This window comes from Pseudomonas yangonensis (genome assembly GCF_009932725.1).
GTDB classification, from domain to species: Bacteria; Pseudomonadota; Gammaproteobacteria; order Pseudomonadales; family Pseudomonadaceae; genus Aquipseudomonas; species Aquipseudomonas yangonensis.
The window spans coordinates 793,850-816,925 of the sequence record NZ_BLJU01000002.1 but is presented as its reverse complement, the minus strand read 5'-3'; the positions used below and the strand labels follow the sequence as shown (position 1 = coordinate 816,925).

General features: G+C 62.0%; 17 protein-coding genes and 1 pseudogene. 9 read left to right on the top strand and 9 right to left on the bottom strand.

All coding sequences use genetic code 11. The features are described from left to right. The first annotated feature begins 4 nt into the window (after window positions 1-4). The 5 genes from uraD (at window position 5) to GYB81_RS05505 (ending at window position 5,113) form a co-directional block, all read left to right on the top strand. Window positions 5-520, top strand: a complete 516-nt coding sequence (gene uraD / locus GYB81_RS05525) for a 2-oxo-4-hydroxy-4-carboxy-5-ureidoimidazoline decarboxylase (protein WP_161866243.1) — start codon at window positions 5-7, stop codon at window positions 518-520. A 44-nt stretch (window positions 521-564) separates the two neighbouring features. Beyond that, window positions 565-1,068: an ureidoglycolate lyase gene (locus tag GYB81_RS05520; RefSeq protein WP_003243314.1), complete on the top strand. Its 504-nt coding sequence runs from the start codon at window positions 565-567 to the stop codon at window positions 1,066-1,068. 48 nt (window positions 1,069-1,116) lie between these two features. After that, a complete protein-coding gene (locus GYB81_RS05515; RefSeq protein WP_161866244.1) occupies window positions 1,117-2,415 on the top strand; it encodes a urate hydroxylase PuuD in 1,299 nt (432 codons plus the stop codon). Between the two features lie 234 nt (window positions 2,416-2,649). After that, the gene (locus GYB81_RS05510) at window positions 2,650-4,167 is read left to right on the top strand and encodes a nucleobase:cation symporter-2 family protein (RefSeq protein WP_161866245.1); all 1,518 of its coding nucleotides are present in this window, start codon (window positions 2,650-2,652) and stop codon (window positions 4,165-4,167) included. 85 nt (window positions 4,168-4,252) lie between these two features. After that, window positions 4,253-5,113, top strand: a complete 861-nt coding sequence (locus GYB81_RS05505; RefSeq protein ID WP_161866246.1) for an outer membrane protein OmpK — start codon at window positions 4,253-4,255, stop codon at window positions 5,111-5,113. 1,112 nt (window positions 5,114-6,225) lie between these two features. On the opposite strand, the gene ihfB is transcribed toward GYB81_RS05505, so the two are convergent. The 9 genes and pseudogenes from ihfB to mtnA all read right to left on the bottom strand — a co-directional run bounded on the left by ihfB (window position 6,226) and on the right by mtnA (window position 19,148). Continuing rightward, window positions 6,226-6,510 carry an integration host factor subunit beta gene (gene ihfB / locus GYB81_RS05500; protein ID WP_003243558.1) on the bottom strand — a complete coding sequence of 95 codons (285 nt, stop codon included), beginning with the start codon at window positions 6,508-6,510 and terminating at the stop codon, window positions 6,226-6,228. Between the two features lie 286 nt (window positions 6,511-6,796). Then, a complete protein-coding gene (gene rpsA, locus GYB81_RS05495; protein ID WP_012018329.1) occupies window positions 6,797-8,479 on the bottom strand; it encodes a 30S ribosomal protein S1 in 1,683 nt (560 codons plus the stop codon). A gap of 149 nt (window positions 8,480-8,628) precedes the next feature. Then, on the bottom strand, window positions 8,629-9,294 hold the full coding sequence (gene cmk, locus GYB81_RS05490) for a (d)CMP kinase (RefSeq protein ID WP_161866247.1): 666 nt from the start codon (window positions 9,292-9,294) through the stop codon (window positions 8,629-8,631). Then, the gene (locus tag GYB81_RS05485; RefSeq protein WP_161866248.1) at window positions 9,291-11,531 is read right to left on the bottom strand and encodes a bifunctional prephenate dehydrogenase/3-phosphoshikimate 1-carboxyvinyltransferase; all 2,241 of its coding nucleotides are present in this window, start codon (window positions 11,529-11,531) and stop codon (window positions 9,291-9,293) included. The genes cmk and GYB81_RS05485 overlap by 4 nt, the downstream gene beginning before the upstream one ends. Next, window positions 11,528-12,637: a histidinol-phosphate transaminase gene (hisC, locus tag GYB81_RS05480; protein WP_161866249.1), complete on the bottom strand. Its 1,110-nt coding sequence runs from the start codon at window positions 12,635-12,637 to the stop codon at window positions 11,528-11,530. The genes GYB81_RS05485 and hisC overlap by 4 nt, the downstream gene beginning before the upstream one ends. A 98-nt stretch (window positions 12,638-12,735) precedes the next feature. After that, window positions 12,736-13,830 carry a prephenate dehydratase gene (gene pheA / locus GYB81_RS05475; RefSeq protein ID WP_161866250.1) on the bottom strand — a complete coding sequence of 365 codons (1,095 nt, stop codon included), beginning with the start codon at window positions 13,828-13,830 and terminating at the stop codon, window positions 12,736-12,738. A 1-nt stretch (window position 13,831) separates the two neighbouring features. Continuing rightward, complete coding sequence (gene serC / locus GYB81_RS05470) at window positions 13,832-14,917, bottom strand: 3-phosphoserine/phosphohydroxythreonine transaminase (protein ID WP_161897750.1); 1,086 nt, start codon at window positions 14,915-14,917, stop codon at window positions 13,832-13,834. A gap of 156 nt (window positions 14,918-15,073) precedes the next feature. Beyond that, on the bottom strand, window positions 15,074-17,842 hold the full coding sequence (gene gyrA / locus GYB81_RS05465; protein ID WP_161897749.1) for a DNA gyrase subunit A: 2,769 nt from the start codon (window positions 17,840-17,842) through the stop codon (window positions 15,074-15,076). Between the two features lie 224 nt (window positions 17,843-18,066). After that, window positions 18,067-19,148 (bottom strand): annotated as a pseudogene (gene mtnA / locus GYB81_RS05460) (S-methyl-5-thioribose-1-phosphate isomerase). 208 nt (window positions 19,149-19,356) lie between these two features. Between mtnA and GYB81_RS05455 the strand changes: the two are divergent. From GYB81_RS05455 to GYB81_RS05440, 4 genes are all read left to right on the top strand, one after another. Further along, window positions 19,357-20,676, top strand: coding sequence for a TRZ/ATZ family hydrolase (locus tag GYB81_RS05455; RefSeq protein ID WP_161897748.1), 1,320 nt, complete (start codon window positions 19,357-19,359; stop codon window positions 20,674-20,676). Between the two features lie 125 nt (window positions 20,677-20,801). Further along, entirely contained in the window at window positions 20,802-21,500 is a 699-nt protein-coding gene (ubiG, locus tag GYB81_RS05450) for a bifunctional 2-polyprenyl-6-hydroxyphenol methylase/3-demethylubiquinol 3-O-methyltransferase UbiG (RefSeq protein ID WP_161866255.1), read from the top strand. Then, a complete protein-coding gene (gene mupP / locus GYB81_RS05445; protein WP_161866256.1) occupies window positions 21,500-22,171 on the top strand; it encodes an N-acetylmuramic acid 6-phosphate phosphatase MupP in 672 nt (223 codons plus the stop codon). Before ubiG ends, mupP begins: the two co-directional genes overlap by 1 nt. 64 nt (window positions 22,172-22,235) lie before the next feature. After that, window positions 22,236-22,976, top strand: coding sequence for a YciK family oxidoreductase (locus GYB81_RS05440; RefSeq protein ID WP_161866257.1), 741 nt, complete (start codon window positions 22,236-22,238; stop codon window positions 22,974-22,976). Window positions 22,977-23,076 lie beyond the last annotated feature (100 nt).

Here is a 23,076-nt window from a genome sequence, read left to right as displayed (position 1 = left end):
GTCCATGAGCCGTTTCCAAACCCTGACCCCGTCCCAGTTGAGCCGCGAGGAGTTCGTCGCAGCCTTCGCCGACATCTACGAGCACTCGCCCTGGGTCGCCGAGAAAGCCTATGACCTCGGTCTGGACGAAAGCGTGGACGATATCGACAGTCTGCAGCAGCGCATGGCCGACATCCTGCTGTCCGCCAGCGCCGATGCGCAGTTGGCACTGATCAACGCGCACCCGGACCTGGCCGGCAAGGCTGCAGTGCGTGGCGAGCTGACCGCTTCGAGCACCGCCGAACAGTCCGGCGCCGGCATTCATGAGTGCACCGCCGAGGAGTTCGCCCGCTTCACCGAGCTCAACGACACCTACAAGGCCAAGTTCGGCTTTCCCTTCATCAAGGCCGTCAAGGGCAGCAACCGCCACCAGATCCTGGCCGCCTTCGAGGAGCGCATTCACAACACGCCAGAGCAGGAATTCGCCACCGCCCTGGCCGAGATCAACAAGATCGCCCTCTTCCGTCTGCAGCAGCTTTAAGCCTGCAGCAGCCCCGACAATCGAACAGAACAAGTAGAACAGCCATGCGTAGCCTGACCATCGAGCCCCTGAGCAAAGAAGCCTTCGCCCCTTTCGGTGACGTGATCGAAACCGAGGGCAGCGACTTCTTCATGATCAACAACGGCTCCACCCGCCGCTATCACAAGTTGGCCACGGTGGAGACCGCGCAGCCGGAGGACAAGGCCATCATCAGCATCTTCAGCGCCGAAGCACTGGAGATGCCACTGACCATCCGCATGCTGGAACGCCATCCGCTGGGCAGCCAGGCCTTTATCCCGCTGCTCGGCAACCCCTTTCTGATCGTGGTCGCGCCACTTGGCGATGTACCTGTATCAGGGTCCGTCCGTGCCTTCCTCAGCAATGGCAGGCAGGGCGTCAATTACCATCGCGGCGTCTGGCACCACCCGGTGCTGACGATCGAAAAGCGGGATGACTTCCTGGTGGTTGATCGCAGTGGTTCCGGCAACAACTGCGATGAGCATTTCTTCAATGAGGACGAGCTCCTTCTCCTCAACCCCCACCAATAAGAGAAGCCCGGGGCTGGCGTGCCTCCCCCGGGAAAAGAGGTACGAATCGTGGAAGCACATTTCACCGAATGGCTAAACCTGGGCATCCGCTGGATCCATATGATCACCGGTATCGCCTGGATCGGCGCATCCTTCTATTTCGTCTGGCTGGAGAACAACCTCAACCGGAGCAACCCCCGCGAGGGCCTGTCGGGCGACCTCTGGGCGATTCACGGCGGCGGTATCTACCACCTGGAAAAGTACAAGCTGGCCCCACCGAAAATGCCGGAGAACCTGCACTGGTTCAAATGGGAGGCCTATGCCACCTGGCTGTCGGGCGTCGCCCTGCTGCTGGTGGTGTACTATCTCAACCCCAGCCTGTACCTGGTCAAGCCGGGCGTCGAGCTGTCCCCGGCAATGGGCATCGCCATCGGCCTCGGCTCCATGGCGATCAGCTATGTGATCTACCACTTCCTCTGCGACTCGCCCCTGGGCAAGCGCCCCGCCCTGCTCGGCGCCGTGCTGTTCGTGCTGATCATCGCCGCCGCCTATGGTTTCAGCCAGATCTTCAGCGGCCGCGCGGCATACATTCATGTCGGCGCGATCATCGGCACCATCATGGTCGGCAACGTGTTCTTCACCATCATGCCGGCCCAGCGTGCGCTGGTTAAGGCCATCGAAGAGAACCGCACGCCCGACCCAGTACTGCCGGCCAAGGGCCTGCTGCGCTCACGGCACAACAACTACTTCACCCTGCCGGTGCTGTTCATCATGATCAGCAACCACTTCCCGAGCACCTACGGCAGCCAGTTTAACTGGGCGATCCTGGCTGGCATCGCGGTCCTGGCCGTGCTGGTGCGTCACTACTTCAACACCCGCCATGACAGCAGCAAGTACGTCTGGACCCTGCCGGCCGCAGCGCTGGGCATGATCTGCCTGGCTTATGTCACCTCTCCAGCGCACCGCGCGCCAGCTGCTGCGCCAGTAGCCGCCGTCGAACAACCGGCCAGCACAACCCCGGCCAAGGTCGAGCAAGCAAACCCGGCAGCGACTCCTGTCGAGCAAGCCGCCAGCACGGACGGCGCACCAGCCGCCAATGCGGGTGCGAGCGACTTCGCCCAGGTCGAGAGCGTGATCCATGAGCGCTGCACCGTGTGCCACTCGGCCAACCCGACCAGCCCGATGTTCAGCGCAGCGCCGGCCGGCCTGATGCTCGACACCCCCGAGCAAATGAAGGCGCAGGCGGCGAAGATCCACGCCCAAACCGTGGCTTCGCAGATCATGCCGCTGGGCAACATCACCCAGATGACCCAGGACGAACGTGACCTGATCGGCAGCTGGATCGCCGAGGGCGCTCAGATCAACTGATTGCCACACATGTCGCGCCCGTGACTGGGTGCGGCATCTTTTTACAGCCATGAACCGCCGGCAGCGCAAGCTGACCGGCGGTTCATTTTTTGTGCACAATCAATAAATAAATTGTTTTTAACCATGTCCACAAGTTGCTATAGTCGCCACATCCTGACCACCTAGACAACTTTCTAGTAACCAGGAAAGAGGTGCCGTGAAGCCTCGTGCAAGCCCATGACCGTATAAAAACAAATGGCAGGCTATGACATGACCACAGACAGCAACACTCCTACCCCCGCTGCGCCTTCCGGCAATAGCGACCTGATCTACCAGCTGGATGACACCCCGGCATTCGCCCCAGCCATCTTCGCGGCGCTGCAGCATGTGCTGGCCAGCTTCGTCGGCATCATTACCCCCACCCTGATCGTCGGCAGCGCGCTGGGCCTCGGTGCCCATGTGCCGTATCTGGTGAGCATGGCGCTGTTCGTCTCCGGCCTCGGCACCTTCGTCCAGGCCAAGCGCATCGGCCCGATCGGCTCCGGCCTGCTATGCCTGCAGGGCACCAGCTTCGGTTTTCTCAGCGTGGTGCTCAGCGCGGGATTCATCGTCAAGGGCCGCGGAGCCAGCGAGGAGGAAATACTCGCCACGCTGTTCGGCATCTGCTTCTGCGCCGCCTTCGTCGAGATCGCCTTCAGCCAGTTCATCAACAAGTTGCGCAAGGTCATCACCCCGGTGGTGACCGGCACCATCATCTGCCTGATGGGTCTTTCGCTGATCAAGGTGGGCATGACCGACCTGGCCGGCGGCTACGGCGCGCCAGATCTCGGCGCATTGCATCACCTCGCGCTCGGCGGCCTGGTGCTGGGCACCATCGTCGTGCTCAACCGCGTCTCGTCGCAGGTACTGCGCCTTTCCGCGGTGATCATCGGCCTGACCCTGGGCTTCGCCGTAGCCTGGTTCACCGGCCGGGTAGATTTCGCCAACATGGCCGAGGTACCACTGATCAGCGTGCCGCAGCCGTTCAAGTACGGCTTCGGTTTCGACTGGATCGCCTTTGTGCCCATCGCCGTGATCTTCCTGATCACCCCGCTGGAGACAGCTGGCGACCTGACCGCCAACTCGATCATCTCCAAACAGCCGGTAAAGGGCCCGCTGTACATGCGCCGGATCAAGTCCGGGGTGCTGGCCGACGGCTGCAACTCGGCAGTCGCCGCCATGTTCAACAGCCTGCCGATGACCACCTTCAGCCAGAACAACGGGGTGATTCAGCTTACCGGCGTGGCCAGCCGTCATGTGGCCTTCTACATCGCCGGCATACTGGTGCTGCTCGGCCTTTTTCCGGTGGTCGGTGCAGTGTTGCAACTGATGCCCAAGCCGGTACTCGGCGGCGCTACGTTGATCATGTTCGGCACCGTCGCGGTGGCCGGCATCAAGATTCTCAGCGAAGCCGGTCTGCACCGTCGCAACGTGCTGATCGTGGCCATCTCCCTGGGCCTGGGCCTGGGCGTAGCCGGCGTGCCGGAGGTGCTCTCGCACATGCCGGACGTGTTGAAGAACATCTTCGGCTCACCGATTACCATCGGAGCCTTCAGCGCCATCGTGCTGAACATTTTCCTGCCAGACGAACAGCAGGAAGTGGAGGAGGACGACTACGATCCCGAGGCGCACCTGCACACCGTGCTGCAGAACCGCGAGGACGACGATAGCGTCGATGACAACAGCCTCAAGACTCTGAGCCGTGACCTTACCCCGGAAGCGCGCACCAGCTGACCCCCGTTAACCGCAATACACCGATTCACTCCCGGCAGCCTCTGCCGGGAGGCACCTGCTTGCACCTCAAAAACAAGGACAATTCATGAAACTCAAGCATCTGCCTCACTGCCTGGCCCTCTCTGCCGGACTGTTCTCCGGCCAGCAGACGCTCGCCGGCGACCTGCTCCACTGGCAGGACAACAGCCTGTCCTACCTGTATGGCGAGAACTTCCAGCGCATGAACTTCAATGCCGAAGAGCAGCGCACCCAGACCACCTTCACCTTCGAGCACGCCAGCGGCTGGGCCTGGGGCGACATCTTCTACTTCCTCGACTACATCCGCGCCGACAACGTGCAGACACGCGGCAGCTTCGACAATGGCACCTTCCGCCAGCACGACCGCAACTCCTTCTACTACATGGAGTTCTCACCGCGTGTCAGCCTGAGCTGGCTGACCGGGCAGAAGCTGGCTGCCGGCCCGATCAAGGATGTCTATGCAGCCTTTACCTACGAGAAAGGCGAAGGCGGCCCGGGACCGGAGAACTACCTGTACGGCATAGGCCTGGATTGGGAAATACCGGGTTTCAATTACTTCAAGACCAACCTGTATCAGGTGAAGATCAACAACCACACCTTCTTCACCGATGCCGACAGCAACGGCTACGCCACCCAGCTGACCGTCAGCGCCGCGTACCCCTTCAGCCTGGGCGATCAGGATTTCGTCGTCGACGGCTTCGTCGACTGGCGCTCGCCTTCGCGCGATGCCGGCACCCAGACCTCGGTAGGCTCCTCGATCCAGGTCAAGTGGGACGCCGGCAAGGCCCTGTTCGGCAAGGAACGCCAGCTCTACGTCGGCACCGAGATCAACATGTGGCGCGCCAAGTACGGCGTGAAACCGGTGGATGGTTCGGGCGATCGCTTCGACCAGACGGCCGTGCAGGCACTGGTCAAGTACCACTTCTGACCACTGCCGCAAAGCACTTGGCCGACGTCGGGTAGGGACGGCGGCCGGGTTCGCCAGCGTTGCAGCTCTCCATACGCTCGATGCAGAACAAATATTCCTGCAGTGCATCCGTAAGCAAATAAATCGCGGCATATAGCTAGTTAACCGCGAGCACATACCGCAACTGTAAGGATTGGCTGTCCTTGAGACTTAATGATTTACGCAACGGCAAGGCGCCGGCGCGCTATCACGCAGCAAGTTCGATTGGTCAATGTGGATACGGTCGAACACCTCGCGCCATAGCGCGTCGCCACATTGCATACAATTCGGCTTGAGGACAGTGCCGCTTCACTTTCCAAGTCGAACGCGGTCTTCGTTCACATGGCGACCGCTTGGATTTACTGGCAGCGCTAACCAAGCTCAAAGAACGGCCAAACTGCCTAACGCCTATTGCGGTGCCCCCACATCACCCGTATTCGCTCAGCACTCATAATCATCGCAGCGCAGCGGTGACCTTGATGCAAGGTAATTCATCGATGACCAAGTGGCTCACAGCCCCCGCGCTCAAGGGGGTCAACCTCCACTTCTAAGCGATTGTCGAAAGCCTTTGAGAGTGCCGGTGCAAGCTGGCCAGTTGCTGAGTGGCTATAAGCAGTTTCCGCATCAAGCCTTCAAGCCTTCAAGCCTTCAAGCCTTGAGCCAAGCGAAAAGCAGACCCAGACGGTCGATCAGTTCAGTCCGAACGCAAGCGGCCAAACCTGCGCAAGGCCGCTGCGCAGCATACGCTGGTCTAACAGATCACGTTCAACCCTTGCTCAGCCGCCTTTAATAGATAAAAGTCTGACCTGCTGACGGCGTCAGCATTGGGACTCGCCTAGTCTGGAGTTCTAACAATCAGAAAGGTGAGCAACAGGGCGAAAGGCAACGACTTCATAGCCTAGCCAGAAAGCGGCAAGATAATAGGATACGCGGTAAGAGCAGAGTGTGAGCGCTAGTTGTCTTGGCGATTGCGATTCGCCCCAACGCCTCAGCCGGTCAACTTGCTCTTTCACCAGAGTCCACGAAAATTTTTCTTTACGCCGTGAATAAACCGCCTAAGCAACCCACACAAACGGCCGCGAGACAAATAGCAGTCACTCATCCTCGTTAACTCGATCACGCAGCTCCTTGCCCGGCTTGAAGTGCGGCACGAACTTGCCATCCAGACGCACCGACTGGCCGGTTTTGGGGTTACGCCCAACGCGCGGAGCACGATAGTGCAGCGAGAAGCTGCCAAAGCCGCGAATTTCGATACGATCCCCCGTCGCCAGCGCCTGGGACATTTGCTCCAGCATGGTCTTAATGGCCAGCTCGACATCCTTGGAGGAGAGCTGACCCTGATGGGTGACAATTCTTTCGATCAACTCCGACTTGGTCATGGTTTTCCCTTCTTTTTCAAGCGGCTAGAAGACTCGACGGTTCGGTTTTAGCACGCTGGTCAGCTTTTGAACAGCCTAAAAAACGGGGCGTTAGAGAGTTTTGAAGTTAGTTGGGATAACGAGACGCCTTATGTAGATCAACTGCCTTGTGGCAAAACTCCGGAGTATGACGGGATGACAGCTATTCGCCGCGGGCGTTGCGCCTACAGAAGCGTCGTTTGGGGAGGCATGAACGAAAAAGGGCGACCCGAGGGCCGCCCTTTTTTATTCGATGAATTACCCGAACTTAGTTCTGGTTTTCCATCTGAGCACGGATCAGATCACCAATGGTGGTCGGGCCGGTGCTTTCAACGTCTTGCTTGTTACGCAGTTCCTTCATTGCGTCCTTCTCGTCCTCGACGTCTTTCGACTTGATGGACAGGCTGATGACGCGGGACTTGCGGTCGACGCTGATGATCTTGGCTTCTACTTCGTCGCCTTCCTTCAGGACGTTGCGCGCGTCTTCAACGCGGTCACGGCTGATTTCGGAGGCTTTCAGAGTGGCTTCGATTTCGTTGCCCAGGTCGATGATCGCGCCCTTGGCATCTACTTCCTTCACAACGCCGCGGACGATGGTGCCCTTGTCGTTGAGGGAAACGTAGTTGCTGAACGGATCGTCTTCCAGCTGCTTGATACCCAGGGAGATGCGCTCGCGCTCCGGGTCAACCGACAGGATGACGGTTTCCAGCTCGTCGCCCTTCTTGAAGCGACGCACGGCTTCTTCGCCGGCTTCGTTCCAGGAGATGTCGGACAGGTGAACCAGGCCGTCGATGCCGCCGTCCAGACCAATGAAGATACCGAAATCGGTGATCGACTTGATGGTGCCGGAGATCTTGTCACCCTTGTTGAACTGGCCGGAGAAGTCTTCCCACGGGTTGGTCTTGCACTGCTTGATACCCAGGGAGATACGACGACGCTCTTCGTCGATGTCCAGAACCATGACTTCCACTTCGTCGCCGACGTTGACGACCTTCGACGGGTGGATGTTCTTGTTGGTCCAGTCCATTTCGGAAACGTGCACCAGACCTTCAACGCCTTCTTCCAGCTCAGCGAAGCAGCCGTAGTCGGTCAGGTTGGTGACGCGCGCCATGACGCGGGTGTTTTCCGGGTAACGCGCCTTGATGGCAACCCACGGATCTTCGCCCAGCTGCTTCAGGCCCAGGGATACGCGGTTGCGCTCGCGATCGTACTTCAGAACCTTGACGTCGATCTCGTCGCCAACGTTGACGATCTCGGACGGATGCTTGATGCGCTTCCAAGCCATGTCGGTGATGTGCAGCAGGCCGTCTACGCCGCCCAGGTCAACGAACGCACCGTAGTCGGTGAGGTTCTTGACGATACCTTTGACTTGCTGGCCTTCCTGCAGGGATTCCAGCAGAGCTTCGCGCTCGGCGCTGTTCTCGGCTTCCAGGACGCTGCGACGGGAAACGACAACGTTGTTGCGCTTCTGGTCCAGCTTGATGACCTTGAATTCCAGCTCTTTGCCTTCCAGGTGAGTGGTATCACGCACCGGACGGACGTCAACCAGGGAACCCGGCAGGAACGCGCGGATGCCGTTGACGTCAACGGTGAAGCCGCCTTTGACCTTACCGTTGATAACGCCTTTGACCACTTCTTCAGCGTTGAACGCAGCTTCCAGAACCAGCCAGGATTCAGCGCGCTTGGCTTTCTCGCGGGACAGCTTGGTTTCACCGAAGCCATCTTCAACCGCATCCAGCGCGACGTGGACTTCGTCACCGACCTTGATGGTCAGCTCGCCTTGTTCGTTGAAGAACTGGTCGAGCGGGATGACGCCCTCGGACTTCAGACCGGCGTGAACGGTAACCCAGTCACCGTCGATGTCGACCACGATGCCGGTGATGATGGCACCCGGCTGCATGTCGAGGGATTTCAGGCTTTCTTCAAAAAGTTCTGCAAAGCTTTCGCTCATGTTGATTCCTGTTGATCAAGGGCGGGGATTCGCCCAAACCACATTCCAGACCATGTGGGTTCGTTCATGTAAAAAGAGGCCTGCGGGACAAGGACTGGTCTCCCGCATGCCTCCTTGCGGACTTTTCGATTTAAAGCAACCGAAAGTCCTTAGCCGGCGAGATCGCGATCGGCGACCTCACGCAGAATTCGTTCAAGCACCTGCTCGATGGAAAGCTCGGTCGAATCCAGCAGGATTGCGTCAGCAGCAGGCTTGAGCGGTGCCACCGCGCGCTGGGTATCGCGCTCGTCGCGTGCCCGTATCTCATCGAGAAGACTCGCGAGATTAACATCATCGCCCTTGGCCTTCAACTGCAGGTAGCGGCGGCGTGCACGTTCCTCGGCACTGGCAGTGAGGAAAACCTTGAGCGGCGCATCGGTGAACACCACGGTGCCCATGTCCCGCCCATCAGCCACCAAGCCGGGCATTTCCTGAAACGCCCGCTGACGCTGCAGCAGCGCTTCGCGCACCGCTGGCAACGATGCAACCATGGAGGCACCCGCACCCACCTGCTCGTTGCGGATGGCATCGGTCACCTCCTCGCCTTCGAGGATGATGCGCTTGTCGATGAACTGTACGTCCAGGTGCGCCGCCAATTGCTTGAGCGCTTCCTCGTTGGTCAGGTCGATGCCGTGATTGCCTGCAGCGAAGGCCAGCAGGCGATACAGCGCGCCGGAGTCGAGCAGATTCCAGCCCAGTTGCTTGGCCAGCAACGCGCAGAGGGTGCCCTTGCCCGACCCGCTCGGCCCGTCGACGGTGATTACCGGGGCGTTCATGCCTTGCCCTCTTCAGCCACATTGATCCCCACTTGCGCCGCCAGGGCGAGGAAGTTCGGGAAGGAGGTAGCGACGTTGGCGCAATCATGGATACGGATCGGCGCACTGGCGCGCAGCGAGGCGACACTGAAGGACATGGCGATACGGTGGTCACCATGCGCCCAGACTTCGCCGCCGCCAATGGCGCCGCCCTCGATGACGATGCCGTCCGGGGTCGGCTCGGCCTTGACGCCAAGCGCAATCAGGCCGTCGGCCATGACCTGGATGCGATCGGATTCCTTGACCCGCAGCTCCTCGGCGCCGCGCAGCACGGTGCGACCTTCGGCACAGGCCGCAGCTACGAACAGCACCGGAAACTCGTCGATGGCCAGGGGCACCAGGTCTTCGGGAATGTCGATGCCCTTGAGCTTGGCGGCACGTACACGAATATCGGCCACTGGCTCGCCGCCCACTTCGCGCTGATTTTCCAGGGTGATATCGCCGCCCATCAGCTTGAGGATATCGATCACTCCGGTACGGGTCGGGTTGATGCCGACGTGCTCCAGCACCAGCTCGGAACCTTCGGTGATGCTGGCCGCGACCAGGAAGAAGGCCGCCGAGGAGATGTCGGCCGGCACTTCGATGCGGGTAGCGGTCAGCTTGTGGCCGGATTCGACGCTGGCGGTACTGCCCTCGACACTGACCGGGTAACCAAAGCCGCGCAGCATGCGTTCGGTGTGATCGCGGGTCGGCGCCGGCTCGGTCACCGAGGTGCGGCCCGCAGCGTACAGGCCGGCCAGCAACAGGCAGGATTTGACCTGGGCACTGGCCATGGGCATTTCATAGTCCATGCCGGTCAGGCGCTGGCCGCCCTTGATGGTCAGCGGCGGACGGCCTTCCGGACCGGTCTCGATCACTGCGCCCATTTCACGCAGCGGCTTGGCCACGCGATTCATCGGGCGCTTGGACAGCGAAGCATCGCCGGTCAGGGTGGTATCGAACGACTGCGCAGCGAGCAGGCCGGAGAGCAGGCGCATGGAAGTGCCGGAGTTGCCCATGTACAAGGGGCCCGCCGGAGCCTTCAGGCCCTTGAGGCCAACACCGTGAATGGTCACGCGGCCATGGTGCGGCCCTTCGATGACCACGCCCATGTCGCGGAACGCCTGCAGGGTGGCCAGGGCGTCCTCGCCTTCGAGAAAGCCTTCGACCTCGGTGGTACCCTCTGCCAGCGAACCCAGCATGATCGAACGGTGCGAAATGGATTTGTCACCGGGTACGCGGATACGTCCGGACAGGCTGCTACCAGGTTTTGCCAGGAAAATCAGATCGGTCGAGTGCATAGCGTCCACATAGGCCCTGCGGGCCAGAATTTTGCTGAAGTGTTCGCGGGCCACGCGGGCGCGGGTGAATACGCCCAGCAATTGATGCCCATCCCCGGCGTCGACCGCGTCGCGCAAGGCGTCGAGGTCGTCGCGAAACGTATCCAGTGTGCGCAACACGGCCTCGCGATTGGCGAGGAAGATATCGTGCCACATCACCGGATCACTGCCGGCGATCCGCGTAAAATCGCGGAAACCACCGGCGGCATAGCGAAAAATTTCCAGGTTCTCGCTGCGCTTGGCCAGCGAGTCGACCAGGGTAAAGGCCAGCAAGTGCGGCAGATGGCTGGTAGCAGCCAGCACCTGGTCGTGATGTTCGACGTCCATGGACTCGACATCTGCGCCGAGCTCACGCCAAAGGTTTTCGACCAGCGCCACAGCAGCTTCATCGCTGTGCTCGCAGGGCGTCAGAATCACCTTGTGGCGACGGAACAGCTCGGCATTGGCGGCCTCTACACCACTCTGCTCGGAACCCGCGATGGGGTGCCCCGGCACCAGGCGCACAGGCTTGCCGGCGAAAGCCAGGCGCGCGGCACGCACGACATTGCCCTTGGCGCTCCCCACATCGGTGAGCACGGCATCGCCAAGATCCAGCCCGGCCAACTGCGCAAGCACCTTCTCCATCGCCAGGATAGACACGGCCAACTGAATGACCTCCGCCCCCTGACAGGCGGCAGCCAGGTCGCTCTCGCAACGGTCAACCACGCCCAGCTGGACGGCCAGGCGACGCGATTCGGCATCCAGATCGACACCAACCACTTCCCGGCACAGGCCCCGTTCACGCAGCCCCTTGGCAAAGGACCCACCGATCAGGCCGAGACCTACCACCACCAGGCGGCCGATCTTAGGACCAGTCGATTGCACTGCAGTGACAGTCACGCGGACAGCACCGAGGCCAGAGCATCGAGGAAACGTGCATTCTCTCTCGGCAGACCGATGGAGACCCGCAGGAAGTTGGGCATGCGGTAACCGGCCATTGGCCGCACGATCACCCCTTCACGCAGCAGTGCCTGGTTGATCGCAGCGGTATCGCGGCCGAAGTCGACGGCGATGAAGTTTGCTTTGGAGGGAATCCAGCCGAGGCCCAGGGCGCGTAAGCCATCTTCCAGCTGCTGCATGCCGGCTTCGTTGAGACGGCGACTTTCGGCCAGGTAGTCGGTGTCACTCAGCGCAGCGCAGGCAGCGGCCAGAGCCAGGCTGTTGACGTTGAACGGCTGGCGTACACGGTTGAGCACATCGGCGATGGCTGGCGAGCTGATCGCGTAACCGACCCGCAACGATGCCAGGCCATAGGCCTTGGAAAAGGTGCGCGAGACCAGCAGATTGGGATAACGCGCCAGATACTCGAGGCCGTCCGGCAGTTCGTCGCCTTCGGCGTACTCGATGTATGCCTCGTCCAGCACTACCAGTACCGACTCAGGCACCTTGGCCAGGAAGGCCTCCAGTGCCTCAGGGCCGAACCAGGTCCCGGTCGGGTTGTTGGGGTTGGCGATGAACACCACGCGCGTCTTGTCGTCGATGGCCGCCAGCATGGCGTCCAGGTCGTGACCATAGTCCCTGGCCGGCACCACCTTGCCCTGGGCGCCGACCGCCTGGGTAGCGATGGGGTAAACAGCAAAGGCATAGTCGCTGAAAACGGCGTTCAGGCCAGGCGCCAGATAAGCACGAGCGACCAGTTCGAGAATGTCGTTGGAGCCATTGCCCAAGGTGACTTGCGCCGCATCGACAGCGTAGCGATCAGCCAAGGCGGATTTGAGGGTGAAGCCATTGCCATCCGGGTAGCGAGTCAGCTCGTCCAGCTCGGCACGAATCGCCGCCAGTGCCTTGTCGCTGGGGCCGAGCGGATTCTCGTTGCTGGCCAGTTTGACGATACCGGCCGGATCGAGCCCCAGTTCACGAGCCAGCTCATCGACTGGCTTGCCTGGTACGTAGGGGGACAGCTTTTGTACGCCTGGCTGGGCCAGGGTCAGGAAATCGCAAGTCATTACACAACCTCATTGTCTCGACCGAGCGCCACAGGCTTTGTAGGAGCGACTTCAGTCGCGAATATCGCGACCAAAAGCCGCTCCTACAAGGGCGCGGGTTACAACACCGCCTTGGGATAGGAGCCCAGCACCTTCAGTGCCACGGCCTCCTGCGCGAGCTTTTCCAGCACATCCTTGATCAGCGGATCACGGTGGTGGCCGATGAAGTCGATGAAGAACACGTAGGTCCACTTGCCGCTGCGCGACGGACGGGTCTCGATGCGGGTCAGGTCGATGCCGTTGTTATGGAACGGCACCAGCAGTTCATGCAGCGCGCCCGGCTTGTTACGCATGGAGACGATGATCGAGGTCTTGTCGTCGCCGGTCGGCGGCACTTCCTGACTGCCGATAATAAGGAATCGCGTGGAGTTGTCCGGGCGATCTTCGATCTTCTCGGCCAGCTTGGTCAGGCCATACAGATTGGCGGCCATATCGCCGGCGATGGCCGCGCTGTTCCATTCGCTCTTGACCCGCTTGGCGGCGTCGGCGTTGCTGGAGACCGCCACGCGCTCGACGTTCGGGTAGTGCGCATCCAGCCACTTGCGGCACTGCGCCAGCGACTGGGCATGAGAATAGATGCGGGTGATCTTGTCGGTCTTGGTGGTCTCGCCTACCAGCAGATGATGGTGGATGCGCAGCTCCACCTCACCACAGATCACCATATCGTGCTCGAGGAAGCTGTCCAGGGTGTGGTTGATTGCGCCTTCGGTGGAGTTTTCCACCGGCACCACGCCGAAGTTCACCGCACCGGCAGCCACCTCGCGGAACACCTCGTCGATGGCCGCCATCGGCACGCTGATCACGGCGTGGCCGAAGTGCTTCATCGCCGCGGCCTGACTGAAGGTGCCCTCGGGGCCGAGGTAGGCAACCTTCAGCGGGTTCTCCAGGGCCAGGCAGGAGGACATGATTTCGCGGAACAGCCGCGCCATCTCCTCGTTACCCAGCGGGCCCTGGTTGCGCTCCATGATGCGCTTGAGCACCTGAGCCTCGCGCTCAGGGCGGTAGAAGACCGGCGACTCGCCTTCCTTCAGTTCCTTCATTTTCACCCGCGCCACTTCTTCGGCGCAGCGCGCGCGGTCGCTGATCAGCTCGAGAATGCGCTCATCGAGATTATCGATGCGCACACGCAGCGCCTGCAGTTCCTGCTCCGACATGTCAGCCATGCTCCTTCTCGAACTCGACCATGTAGGCCACCAGCGCCTCGACCGCATCCAGGCCGACGGCGTTGTAGATGGAGGCACGCATGCCCCCGACCGAACGATGGCCCTTGAGGTTGAGCAGACCGCGCTCATCGGCGCCGGCGAGGAAGGCCTTGTCCAGCTTTTCGTCAGCCAAACGGAACGGCACGTTCATCCAGGAGCGTGCGTTGTGAGCGATAGGGTTGCTGTAGAAATCGCTGCTGTCGATGGTCTTGTACAGCAGGTCCTTCTTGGCGCGATTGATACGCTCCATGGCCTCGACACCGCCCTGCTCCTTCAGCCACTGGAACACCAGGCCGGACAGGTACCAGGAATAGGTGGCCGGGGTGTTGTACATCGAGCCGTTATCGGCCGAGATCTTGTAGTCGAGCATGGTCGGGCAGGCGCTGCGGGCACGGCCGAGCAGGTCCTCACGGACGATTACCACCACCAGGCCGCTGGGGCCGATGTTCTTCTGCGCACCGGCATAGATCAGGCCGAACTGGGACACCTCGATGGGCCGCGAAAGGATGTCCGAAGACATATCCACCACCAGCGGGATGTCGCCGGTCTGCGGTACCCAGTCGAACTGCAGACCGCCGATGGTTTCGTTGCTGCAGTAGTGCACGTAGGCGGCATTCTTCGACAGCTGCCAGTCGTTCTGCCCGGGAATGGCGAAATAGTCGTGTGCCTTGGCGCTGGCGGCGACATTGATGGCGCCGTAGCGACGGGCTTCCTCGATGGCCTTCTTCGACCAGATGCCAGTCTCGACGTAATCCGCCACGCCGTCTTCCGGCAGCAGGTTCAGCGGAATCTCGGCGAACTGCTGGCTCGCGCCGCCCTGCAGGAACAGCACCTTGTAGTCATTGGGCACGGCGAGCAGATCACGCAGGTCCTGCTCGGCCTGGCTGGCGATGGCCACGTAATCGTCGCTGCGATGGCTCATCTCCATCACCGACAGGCCCTTGCCCTGCCAGTCGAGCATCTCGGCCTGGGCGCGTTGCAGTACAGCGGTCGGCAGCGCGGCCGGGCCGGCGCAGAAGTTAAAAGCTCGCTTGCTCACGTCTGTCTCTCTCAGATTCACAGAACGCCACCACCAGGCGATGGCATGTCACACCGCTTGCCGATGGGTATCGCTGCGCTCAACCCATCCCGGTCTCCATGGGAGGCGCTTTAGCGGCGACAGTCGCAGCCAAAACCCCTCCCACGGAGCCCAACTTTATTCCTCGCTGCCTTCCTCGGCGTCGGTGATCGGTGCGTCGGTGCTTTCGGCAACTTCCGCGCCCTCTTCGCCTTCCACCAGCTCGTCATCTTCTACCGGAGTCGGCTCCTGTACGCGCTCCAGGCCGACCAGGGTCTCGTCCTTGGCCAGCTTGATCAGGGTCACACCCTGGGTATTACGGCCCGAGCTGGACACTTCGTCGACACGGGTACGCACCAGGGTGCCCTGGTCGGAAATCAGCATGATTTCCTCGCCGTCCTGCACCTGGATGGCGCCGACCAGCTTGCCGTTACGCTCGCTGGTGACCATGGCGATAACGCCCTGGCCGCCGCGGCCGCGACGCGGGAACTTACCCAGCCCCGTACGCTTGCCGAAGCCGCGCTCCGAAGCGGTGAGGATCTGCGCGCCAGACTCGGGGATCAACATGGAGATCAGCTGCTGATCCTTGCCCAGACGCATGCCGCGTACGCCGCGTGCGGTACGGCCCATGGTGCGCACCTTGCTCTCGGCGAAACGCAGCACCTTGCCGGCATCGGAGAACAGCATGACTTCCTTGGCACCATCGGTGATGGCAGCAGCGATCAGGGTGTCGCCCTCTTCCAGCTTCAGCGCGATCAGGCCGGCACTGCGTGGACGGCTGAACTGCACCAGCGGGGTTTTCTTCACGGTACCGAAGGCGGTAGCCATGAAGATGAAAGCGCCAGTCGGTTCGGCGACGAGCTCGGGCGTTTCACCCTCGACTTCTTCGACCTCCTCGGCCTCGACCACCTCGGTGGCTTCGCCTTCGATCACCACGCCTTCATCGTCCAGGTCTTCGTCTGCACCTGCGCTCTGTTGCAGCGCTTCGAGATCGATCTGCAGCATCGCGGTGATGCGCTCACCCTCGTCCAGCGGCAGCAGATTGACCAGCGGACGGCCGCGCGCAGTACGCGAGGCTTCGGGAATTTCGAAGGTGCGCAGCCAATAGACCTTGCCTTTGCTGGAGAACAGCAGCAGGGTCGCGTGGCTGTTGGCCACCAGCAGGTGCTCGACGTAGTCCTCGTCCTTCACCCCGGTGGCGGATTTGCCCTTGCCACCGCGACGCTGCGCCTCGTAGGCGGCCAGCGGCTGGCTCTTGGCGTAGCCGCCGTGGGAGATGGTGACGACACGCTCTTCTTCGGTGATCAGATCGGCAATGGTCAGGTCCTGACGCGAAGCGATGATCTCGGTACGACGCTTGTCGCCGAACTCGGCCTTGACCTTTTCCAGCTCCTCGCGGATGACTTCCATCAGACGCTCGGGGCTGGTCAGGATACGGATCAGCTCGCCGATCAGAGCGAGAATTTCCTGGTACTCGGCCAGCAGCTTCTCGTGCTCCAGACCGGTCAGGCGGTGCAGACGCAGCTCCAGAATGGCCTGAGCCTGCTCCGGCGACAGGTAGTACTTGCCGTCACGCAGACCGTACTGCTCATCCAGCCCTTCCGGGCGGCAGGAGTCGGCGCCAGCGCGCTCGACCATGGCTTCCACCGCGCTGGATTCCCAGGCAGTGGCGAGCAGGCGCTCCTTCGCTTCGGCCGGGGTCGGCGAGGCTTTGATCAGTTCGATCACCGGATCGATGTTGGACAGCGCCACCGCCTGACCTTCGAGGATGTGGCCACGCTCACGCGCCTTGCGCAGCTCGTAGACGGTGCGACGGGTCACCACTTCACGGCGGTGACGGACGAACACCTCGAGCATGTCCTTGAGGTTCATGGTCTTGGGCTGACCGTCAACCAGCGCCACCACGTTGATGCCAAACACGCTCTGCATCTGGGTCTGGGCGTACAGGTTGTTCAGCACCACGTCCGGCACTTCGCCGCGACGCAGTTCGATCACCACGCGCATGCCGTCCTTGTCGGACTCGTCACGCAGCTCGGTAATGCCTTCGATCTTCTTCTCTTTGACCAGCTCGGCGATCTTCTCGATCAGGCGCGCCTTGTTCAGCTGGTAAGGCAGCTCGGTGACCACCAGCTGCTGGCGACCGCCAACCTTGTCGATGTCCTCGACCTCGACACGGGCGCGGATGTAGATGCGCCCACGGCCGGTACGATAGGCCTCGATGATCCCGGCACGGCCGTTGATGATGCCCGCAGTAGGGAAGTCCGGGCCCGGGATGTACTGCATCAGGTCATCGACGGTCAGGTCGGCGTTGTCGATCAGCGCCAGACAGCCATCGATCACCTCGGAGAGGTTGTGCGGCGGGATATTGGTGGCCATGCCCACGGCGATACCGGAAGAACCATTGACCAGCAGGTTCGGCACCTTGGTCGGCATGACAGCCGGGATCTGTTCGGTGCCGTCGTAGTTGGGCACCCAGTCGACGGTTTCCTTGTCCAGGTCGGCCAGCAGCTCATGCGCCAGCTTGGTCATGCGCACTTCGGTGTATCGCATGGCCGCGGCGTTGTCGCCGTCCACCGAACCGAAGTTGCCCTGGCCGTCGACCAGCAGATAGCGCAGGGAGAAGTCCTGTGCCATACGCACGATGGTGTCGTATACCGCGATGTCGCCGTGCGGGTGGTATTTACCGATCACGTCACCGACCACACGGGCGGATTTCTTGTAGGGCTTGTTCCAGTCGTTGCCCAACTCGCTCATGGCGTAGAGCACACGACGGTGGACCGGCTTCAAGCCATCGCGCGCATCCGGCAGCGCACGACCGACGATCACGCTCATTGCGTAGTCGAGGTAGGACTGTTTCAGCTCGTCTTCGATATTGACCGGGAGGATTTCTTTGGCCAGTTCGCCCATGAGAAGCCTGGTTCCTTTTTCTGGTGAAACTCCGCGTCATTCTTCCGGAACGCCATGGAGCACGTCGCGATAGCGTCAGGCCATCAGCGACTCACGACAAATCAACGAGTTATGTCACGATTCGATGCAGTGAAGGTGGCTGTGGTCAGCCCCCTTGAAAACTGCCGGAGATTATCACAAAGCGTGCCACACACCTACCCCGCAAAGGGGCCTGGACGGCCAGCTCAATGCAGACGCTTGCGGCACATCAGTTGCGCCAGCTTGGCGCTATCGGGACGTTCGACTACACCCTTCTCGGTCACGATGTAGTCAACCAGATCGGCAGGCGTCACGTCGAAGGCCGGATTGAGGGCATGCACCTCCGCGGCCACTACCTGCCCCGCCACCTCCAGCAACTCGCGCCCGTCACGCTCTTCGAGCAGGATGTCCTCACCGCTCTCAAGCCCCATGTCGATGGTCGAGCTCGGCGCGACCACCATCAGGCGCACGCCGTGATGCATGGCATTGACCGCCAACTGATAGGTGCCGATGGTATTGACCACATCACCATTGGCGGCGATGCGCTCTGCGCCGAGGATCACCCAGGTGACGCCCTTGGCTTTCATCAAGTGTGCCACCGCCGCATCGGCATTGAGACTGACCGACACGCCGTCGCCGGCCAGCTCCCAGGCGCTCAGCCGCGCCCCCAGCAGACCGGACGGGTTTCGCCGACATAGACGTGCTCGATCAGCCCCTCGAGATGCGCCGCGCGGATCACCCCAAGCGCCGTGCCAAAGCCCCCCGTGGCCAGCGCACCGGCATTGCCGTGGGTCAGCAACACCTGCGAATTGCCCTGATGCCTGCGGATCAGCTCCATACCCAGCTGCGCCATGGCCAGATTCGCTTCACGGTCGCTGACATGAATACCGACCGCCTCGGCCTCCAGCAGCGCGATGGCATCGTCGCCATCCTTGATTCGCGCCAGACGCTCACGCATGCGTTGTAGCGCCCTGGACAGGTATACCGCCGCAGGATGCGAACGCTCCAGAAGTTCAACGTCCGCCTCCAGCGCCCCACGCCAGTCTCCCCCCGCCTGCAGCCGGGCGCGCGCACCCAGCACCAGCGCATAGGCACAGGCACAGGCAATACCGATCGCCGATGCGCCGCGCACCACCAAGTCGCGAATCGCATCGGCCACCTCCGCAGCGGTATCGAAGCGCAGCCAGACCTGCCGATGCGGCAGCAGACGCTGGTCGATCAGATACAACGCGCCATCGCGCCACTTGATCGCCTGAGCCTTCTCCACCGCCAGCAATTGCTCGCGCATCGCACGCCACCCTGTAACCGCCAAAAAGCCGCGGATTATACCTAGGGCCTGTTCCTGTTTCATCGCGAGCCGCGAATGAAACGGGAACAGCCCCTGACCAGCAGACACCAGCCGAACAATCCGCCATGCCCTCACGACTTCAAGCTGCGCGCGTTCATCTATACACTGGCGACCTTCCCAGACCGATCCAGTCACACGGACCCAGCCTATGCCCGAAGCCCCTCTCGACCTGTTGCTGCTGCCCACCTGGCTGGTGCCCGTGGAGCCAGCCGGCGTCGTGCTGCGCGATCATGGCCTGGGCATCCGCAACGGGCAGATCGCCTTGATCGCGCCGCGGGCCGAGGCACTGCGCCATCCGGCAACGGAGGTGCGGGAACTCCCCCAATGCCTGCTCGCCCCGGGGCTGATCAACGCCCACGGCCACGCGGCGATGACACTGTTGCGCGGCATTGCCGACGACCTGCCGCTGATGACCTGGCTGCACGAGCACATCTGGCCCGCCGAAGGTCGGTGGGTCGACGAGGATTTCGTCCGCGACGGCACCGACCTGGCGATCGCCGAGCAGATCAAGGGCGGCATCAGCTGCTTCTCGGACATGTACTTCTACCCGCAGGTAGCCTGCGAATGCGTGCATAACGCCGGTGTGCGCGCGCAAATCACCGTTCCCGTACTGGACTTCCCGGTGCCCGGCGCGCTCAACGCTGCCGAGGCGCTGCGCAAGGGCCTGCAACTGTTCGATGACCTCAAGCAACACCCACGCATCCGCATCGCCTTCGGCCCCCACGCGCCGTACACGGTGAGCGACGACAAGCTCGAGCAGATTCGCGTGCTGGCTGATGAACTGGATGCCGGCATTCATATGCACGTGCACGAAACCGCTCAGGAGGTGGCCGAAGCCGTTGCCAAGCACGGCGAGCGCCCGCTGGCGCGCCTGGCACGCCTCGGCCTGCTCGGCCCGCGCTTCCAGGCGGTGCACATGGCGCAGATAGATGACGAGGACCTGGCGCTGCTGGTGGAGCACAACTGCAATATCGTGCATTGCCCGGAATCCAATCTGAAACTGGCCAGCGGCTTCTGCCCGGTCGAGCGCCTGTGGCAGGCCGGCGTCAACGTCGCTATCGGCACTGATGGCGCGGCCAGCAACAACGATCTCGACCTGCTAGGCGAAACCCGCACCGCGGCGCTTCTGGCCAAGGCCGTCGCCGGTTCTGCCACTGCCCTCAATGCTCACAGCGCCTTGCGCATGGCCACCCTCAATGGTGCTCGCGCACTGGGCCTGGAGACACAGACCGGCTCGCTGGAGCTGGGCAAACTGGCCGATGTCGTCGCCTTCGACCTTTCCGGCCTGGCCCAGCAACCGATCTACGACCCGGTTTCGCAACTCATCTACGCCAGCGGCCGCGACTGCGTGAAGCACCTGTGGGTCGGCGGCAAACAACTGCTGGAGGATGGCCGCCTGACGCGCATGGACGAAGGCGAGCTGATCACCAAAGCACGAGCCTGGGGCGAGAGAATTGCCACCAAGTGATCGCCGCAAGACGGCACCCGCACTGCGACAAACTGACATACATTGACCGAATCCGCGCCGCCCCATGCCTGCTCCTAAACTGGCAACATAGCGGCAATACGCTTTCCTGCTTTGAAGAGATGCTTATGAGCAACGTCGACCGCGCCGAAATCGCCAAATTCGAGGCCCTGGCACACCGCTGGTGGGACCGCGAGAGCGAGTTCAAACCCCTGCACGACATCAACCCGCTGCGAGTCAACTGGATCGACGAACGTGTCGGCCTTGCCGGCAAGCGCGTCCTGGACGTCGGCTGCGGCGGCGGCATTCTCAGCGAGGCCATGGCCCAGCGCGGTGCCAGCGTCACCGGCATCGACATGGGGGAAGCGCCGCTTTCGGTGGCGCAGCTGCATCAGCTGGAGTCCGGCGTCGAGGTCGACTACCGGCAGATCACCGCCGAAGCCCTCGCTGAGGAAATGCCGGGCCAGTTCGACGTGGTCACCTGCCTTGAGATGCTCGAGCACGTGCCCGATCCGTCGTCGGTGATCCGCGCCTGCCACAAGCTGGTCAAGCCGGGCGGCCAGGTGTTCTTCTCCACCATCAACCGTAACCCCAAGGCATATCTGTTCGCCGTGATCGGCGCCGAGTACATCCTGCGCCTGCTGCCGCGCGGCACCCACGACTTCAAGAAATTCATCCGCCCCTCGGAACTGGGCGCCTGGAGTCGCGCGGCCGGCCTCGAGGTCAAGGACATCATCGGCCTGACCTACAACCCGCTGACCAAGCACTACAAACTGGAAGCCGACGTCGACGTCAACTACATGATCCAGACGCTGAGGAAAGATTGATGCGTTTGCGCGCTGTACTGTTCGACATGGACGGCACCCTGCTCGACTCGGCGCCGGACTTCATCGCCATCACCCAGGCCATGCGTGCCGCTCGCGGCCTGCCGCCACTGGCAGACAAGATCATTCGTGACCAGGTATCCGGCGGCGCACGCGCCATGGTTGCCTGCGCCTTCGACGAGGCCCCGGACTCGGCCGCCTTCGAGGCCCTGCGCCAGGAGTTCCTCGAGCGCTATCAGGAGCATTGCGCGGTGCTGACTCGCCCCTTCGACGGCATCGAAGCACTGCTCGCCGATATCGAGCAGGCGCGCCTGCCATGGGGCGTGGCTACCAACAAGCCGGTACGTTATGCCGAGCCGATCATGCAACGCCTGAATCTGGCCGAGCGCTCGGCAGTTCTGGTGTGCCCGGATCACGTGGCACTGAGCAAGCCCGCACCTGACATGCTGCTGCTGGCCTGCGAGAAGATCGGCGTACAGCCGCAGGAGGTACTGTTCATCGGTGACGACGAACGCGATATCGAGTCCGGACGCGCCGCCGGCTGCCGTACTGCCGCCGTCACCTACGGCTATATCCATCCCGAAGACAACCCGCGTAACTGGGGCGCCGACGTCGTCGTCGATCATCCAGCGGAACTGCGCGCCGTACTCGATCGAGCCCTGTGCAGCTGCTAAGCCGCCTCTCCCTGTTCTGGCGGGCCAGCCCCGCCCCATTTCAGCATCGCGAAGGACCCTGAACATGTTCGACTACACCGCCCGCCCAGACCTGCTCAAGGATCGCGTCATCCTGATCACCGGTGCCGGCCGCGGTATCGGCGCAGCCGCCGCCAAGAGCTTTGCCGCCCACGGTGCCACCGTACTGCTGCTGGGCAAGACCGAAGCCAACCTGAGCCAGGTATACGACGAAATCGAGGCCGCCGGTCATCCGCAGCCCGTGGTGATTCCCTTCAACCTGGAAACCGCGCTGCCGCACCAGTACGACGAGCTGGCAGTGATGATCGAGAACGAATTCGGCCGCCTCGACGGCCTGCTGCACAACGCCTCCATCCTCGGCCCACGCACGCCGCTGGAACAGCTCTCCGGCGACAACTTCATGCGCGTAATGCACGTCAACGTCAACGCCATGTTCATGCTCAGCAGCACCTTGCTGCCACTGCTCAAGCTGTCGCAGGACGCCTCCGTTGCCTTCACGTCCAGCAGTGTTGGCCGCAAGGGCCGCGCCTATTGGGGTGCTTACGCCGTGTCCAAGTTCGCCACTGAGGGCCTGATGCAGGTGATGGCCGATGAGTTAGACGGTATCGCCAACGTGCGCGCCAACAGCATCAACCCGGGCGCGACCCGCACCGCCATGCGCGCACAGGCCTACCCTGGGGAAAACCCAGCAACCCGCCCGCTGCCCGAAGAGATCATGCCGCTGTATCTCTACCTCATGGGGCCGGATAGCAAGGGCGTCAACGGCCAGGCCTTCGACGCTCAATAAGCAGGACATCAGGGCCCGCCACAGAGCGGGCCCTGATGCGACAGAAATCCGCCACGCCCTTTGCCGCACGGCAGCACATTGCCACCAATACCGCCAGACT

Bases quoted from the DNA above. Each gene is read 5' to 3' on its own strand.
- uraD (WP_161866243.1), top strand. From the start codon at position 5: ATGAGCCGTTTCCAAACCCTGACCCCGTCCCAGTTGAGCCGCGAGGAG.
- GYB81_RS05520 (WP_003243314.1), top strand. From the start codon at position 565: ATGCGTAGCCTGACCATCGAGCCCCTGAGCAAAGAAGCCTTCGCCCCT.
- GYB81_RS05510 (WP_161866245.1), top strand. From the start codon at position 2,650: ATGGCAGGCTATGACATGACCACAGACAGCAACACTCCTACCCCCGCT.
- GYB81_RS05505 (WP_161866246.1), top strand. From the start codon at position 4,253: ATGAAACTCAAGCATCTGCCTCACTGCCTGGCCCTCTCTGCCGGACTG.
- ihfB (WP_003243558.1), bottom strand. From the start codon at position 6,510: ATGACCAAGTCGGAGTTGATCGAAAGAATTGTCACCCATCAGGGTCAG.
- rpsA (WP_012018329.1), bottom strand. From the start codon at position 8,479: ATGAGCGAAAGCTTTGCAGAACTTTTTGAAGAAAGCCTGAAATCCCTC.
- cmk (WP_161866247.1), bottom strand. From the start codon at position 9,294: ATGAACGCCCCGGTAATCACCGTCGACGGGCCGAGCGGGTCGGGCAAG.
- hisC (WP_161866249.1), bottom strand. From the start codon at position 12,637: ATGACTTGCGATTTCCTGACCCTGGCCCAGCCAGGCGTACAAAAGCTG.
- pheA (WP_161866250.1), bottom strand. From the start codon at position 13,830: ATGTCGGAGCAGGAACTGCAGGCGCTGCGTGTGCGCATCGATAATCTC.
- gyrA (WP_161897749.1), bottom strand. From the start codon at position 17,842: ATGGGCGAACTGGCCAAAGAAATCCTCCCGGTCAATATCGAAGACGAG.
- GYB81_RS05455 (WP_161897748.1), top strand. From the start codon at position 19,357: ATGCCCGAAGCCCCTCTCGACCTGTTGCTGCTGCCCACCTGGCTGGTG.
- ubiG (WP_161866255.1), top strand. From the start codon at position 20,802: ATGAGCAACGTCGACCGCGCCGAAATCGCCAAATTCGAGGCCCTGGCA.
- mupP (WP_161866256.1), top strand. From the start codon at position 21,500: ATGCGTTTGCGCGCTGTACTGTTCGACATGGACGGCACCCTGCTCGAC.
- GYB81_RS05440 (WP_161866257.1), top strand. From the start codon at position 22,236: ATGTTCGACTACACCGCCCGCCCAGACCTGCTCAAGGATCGCGTCATC.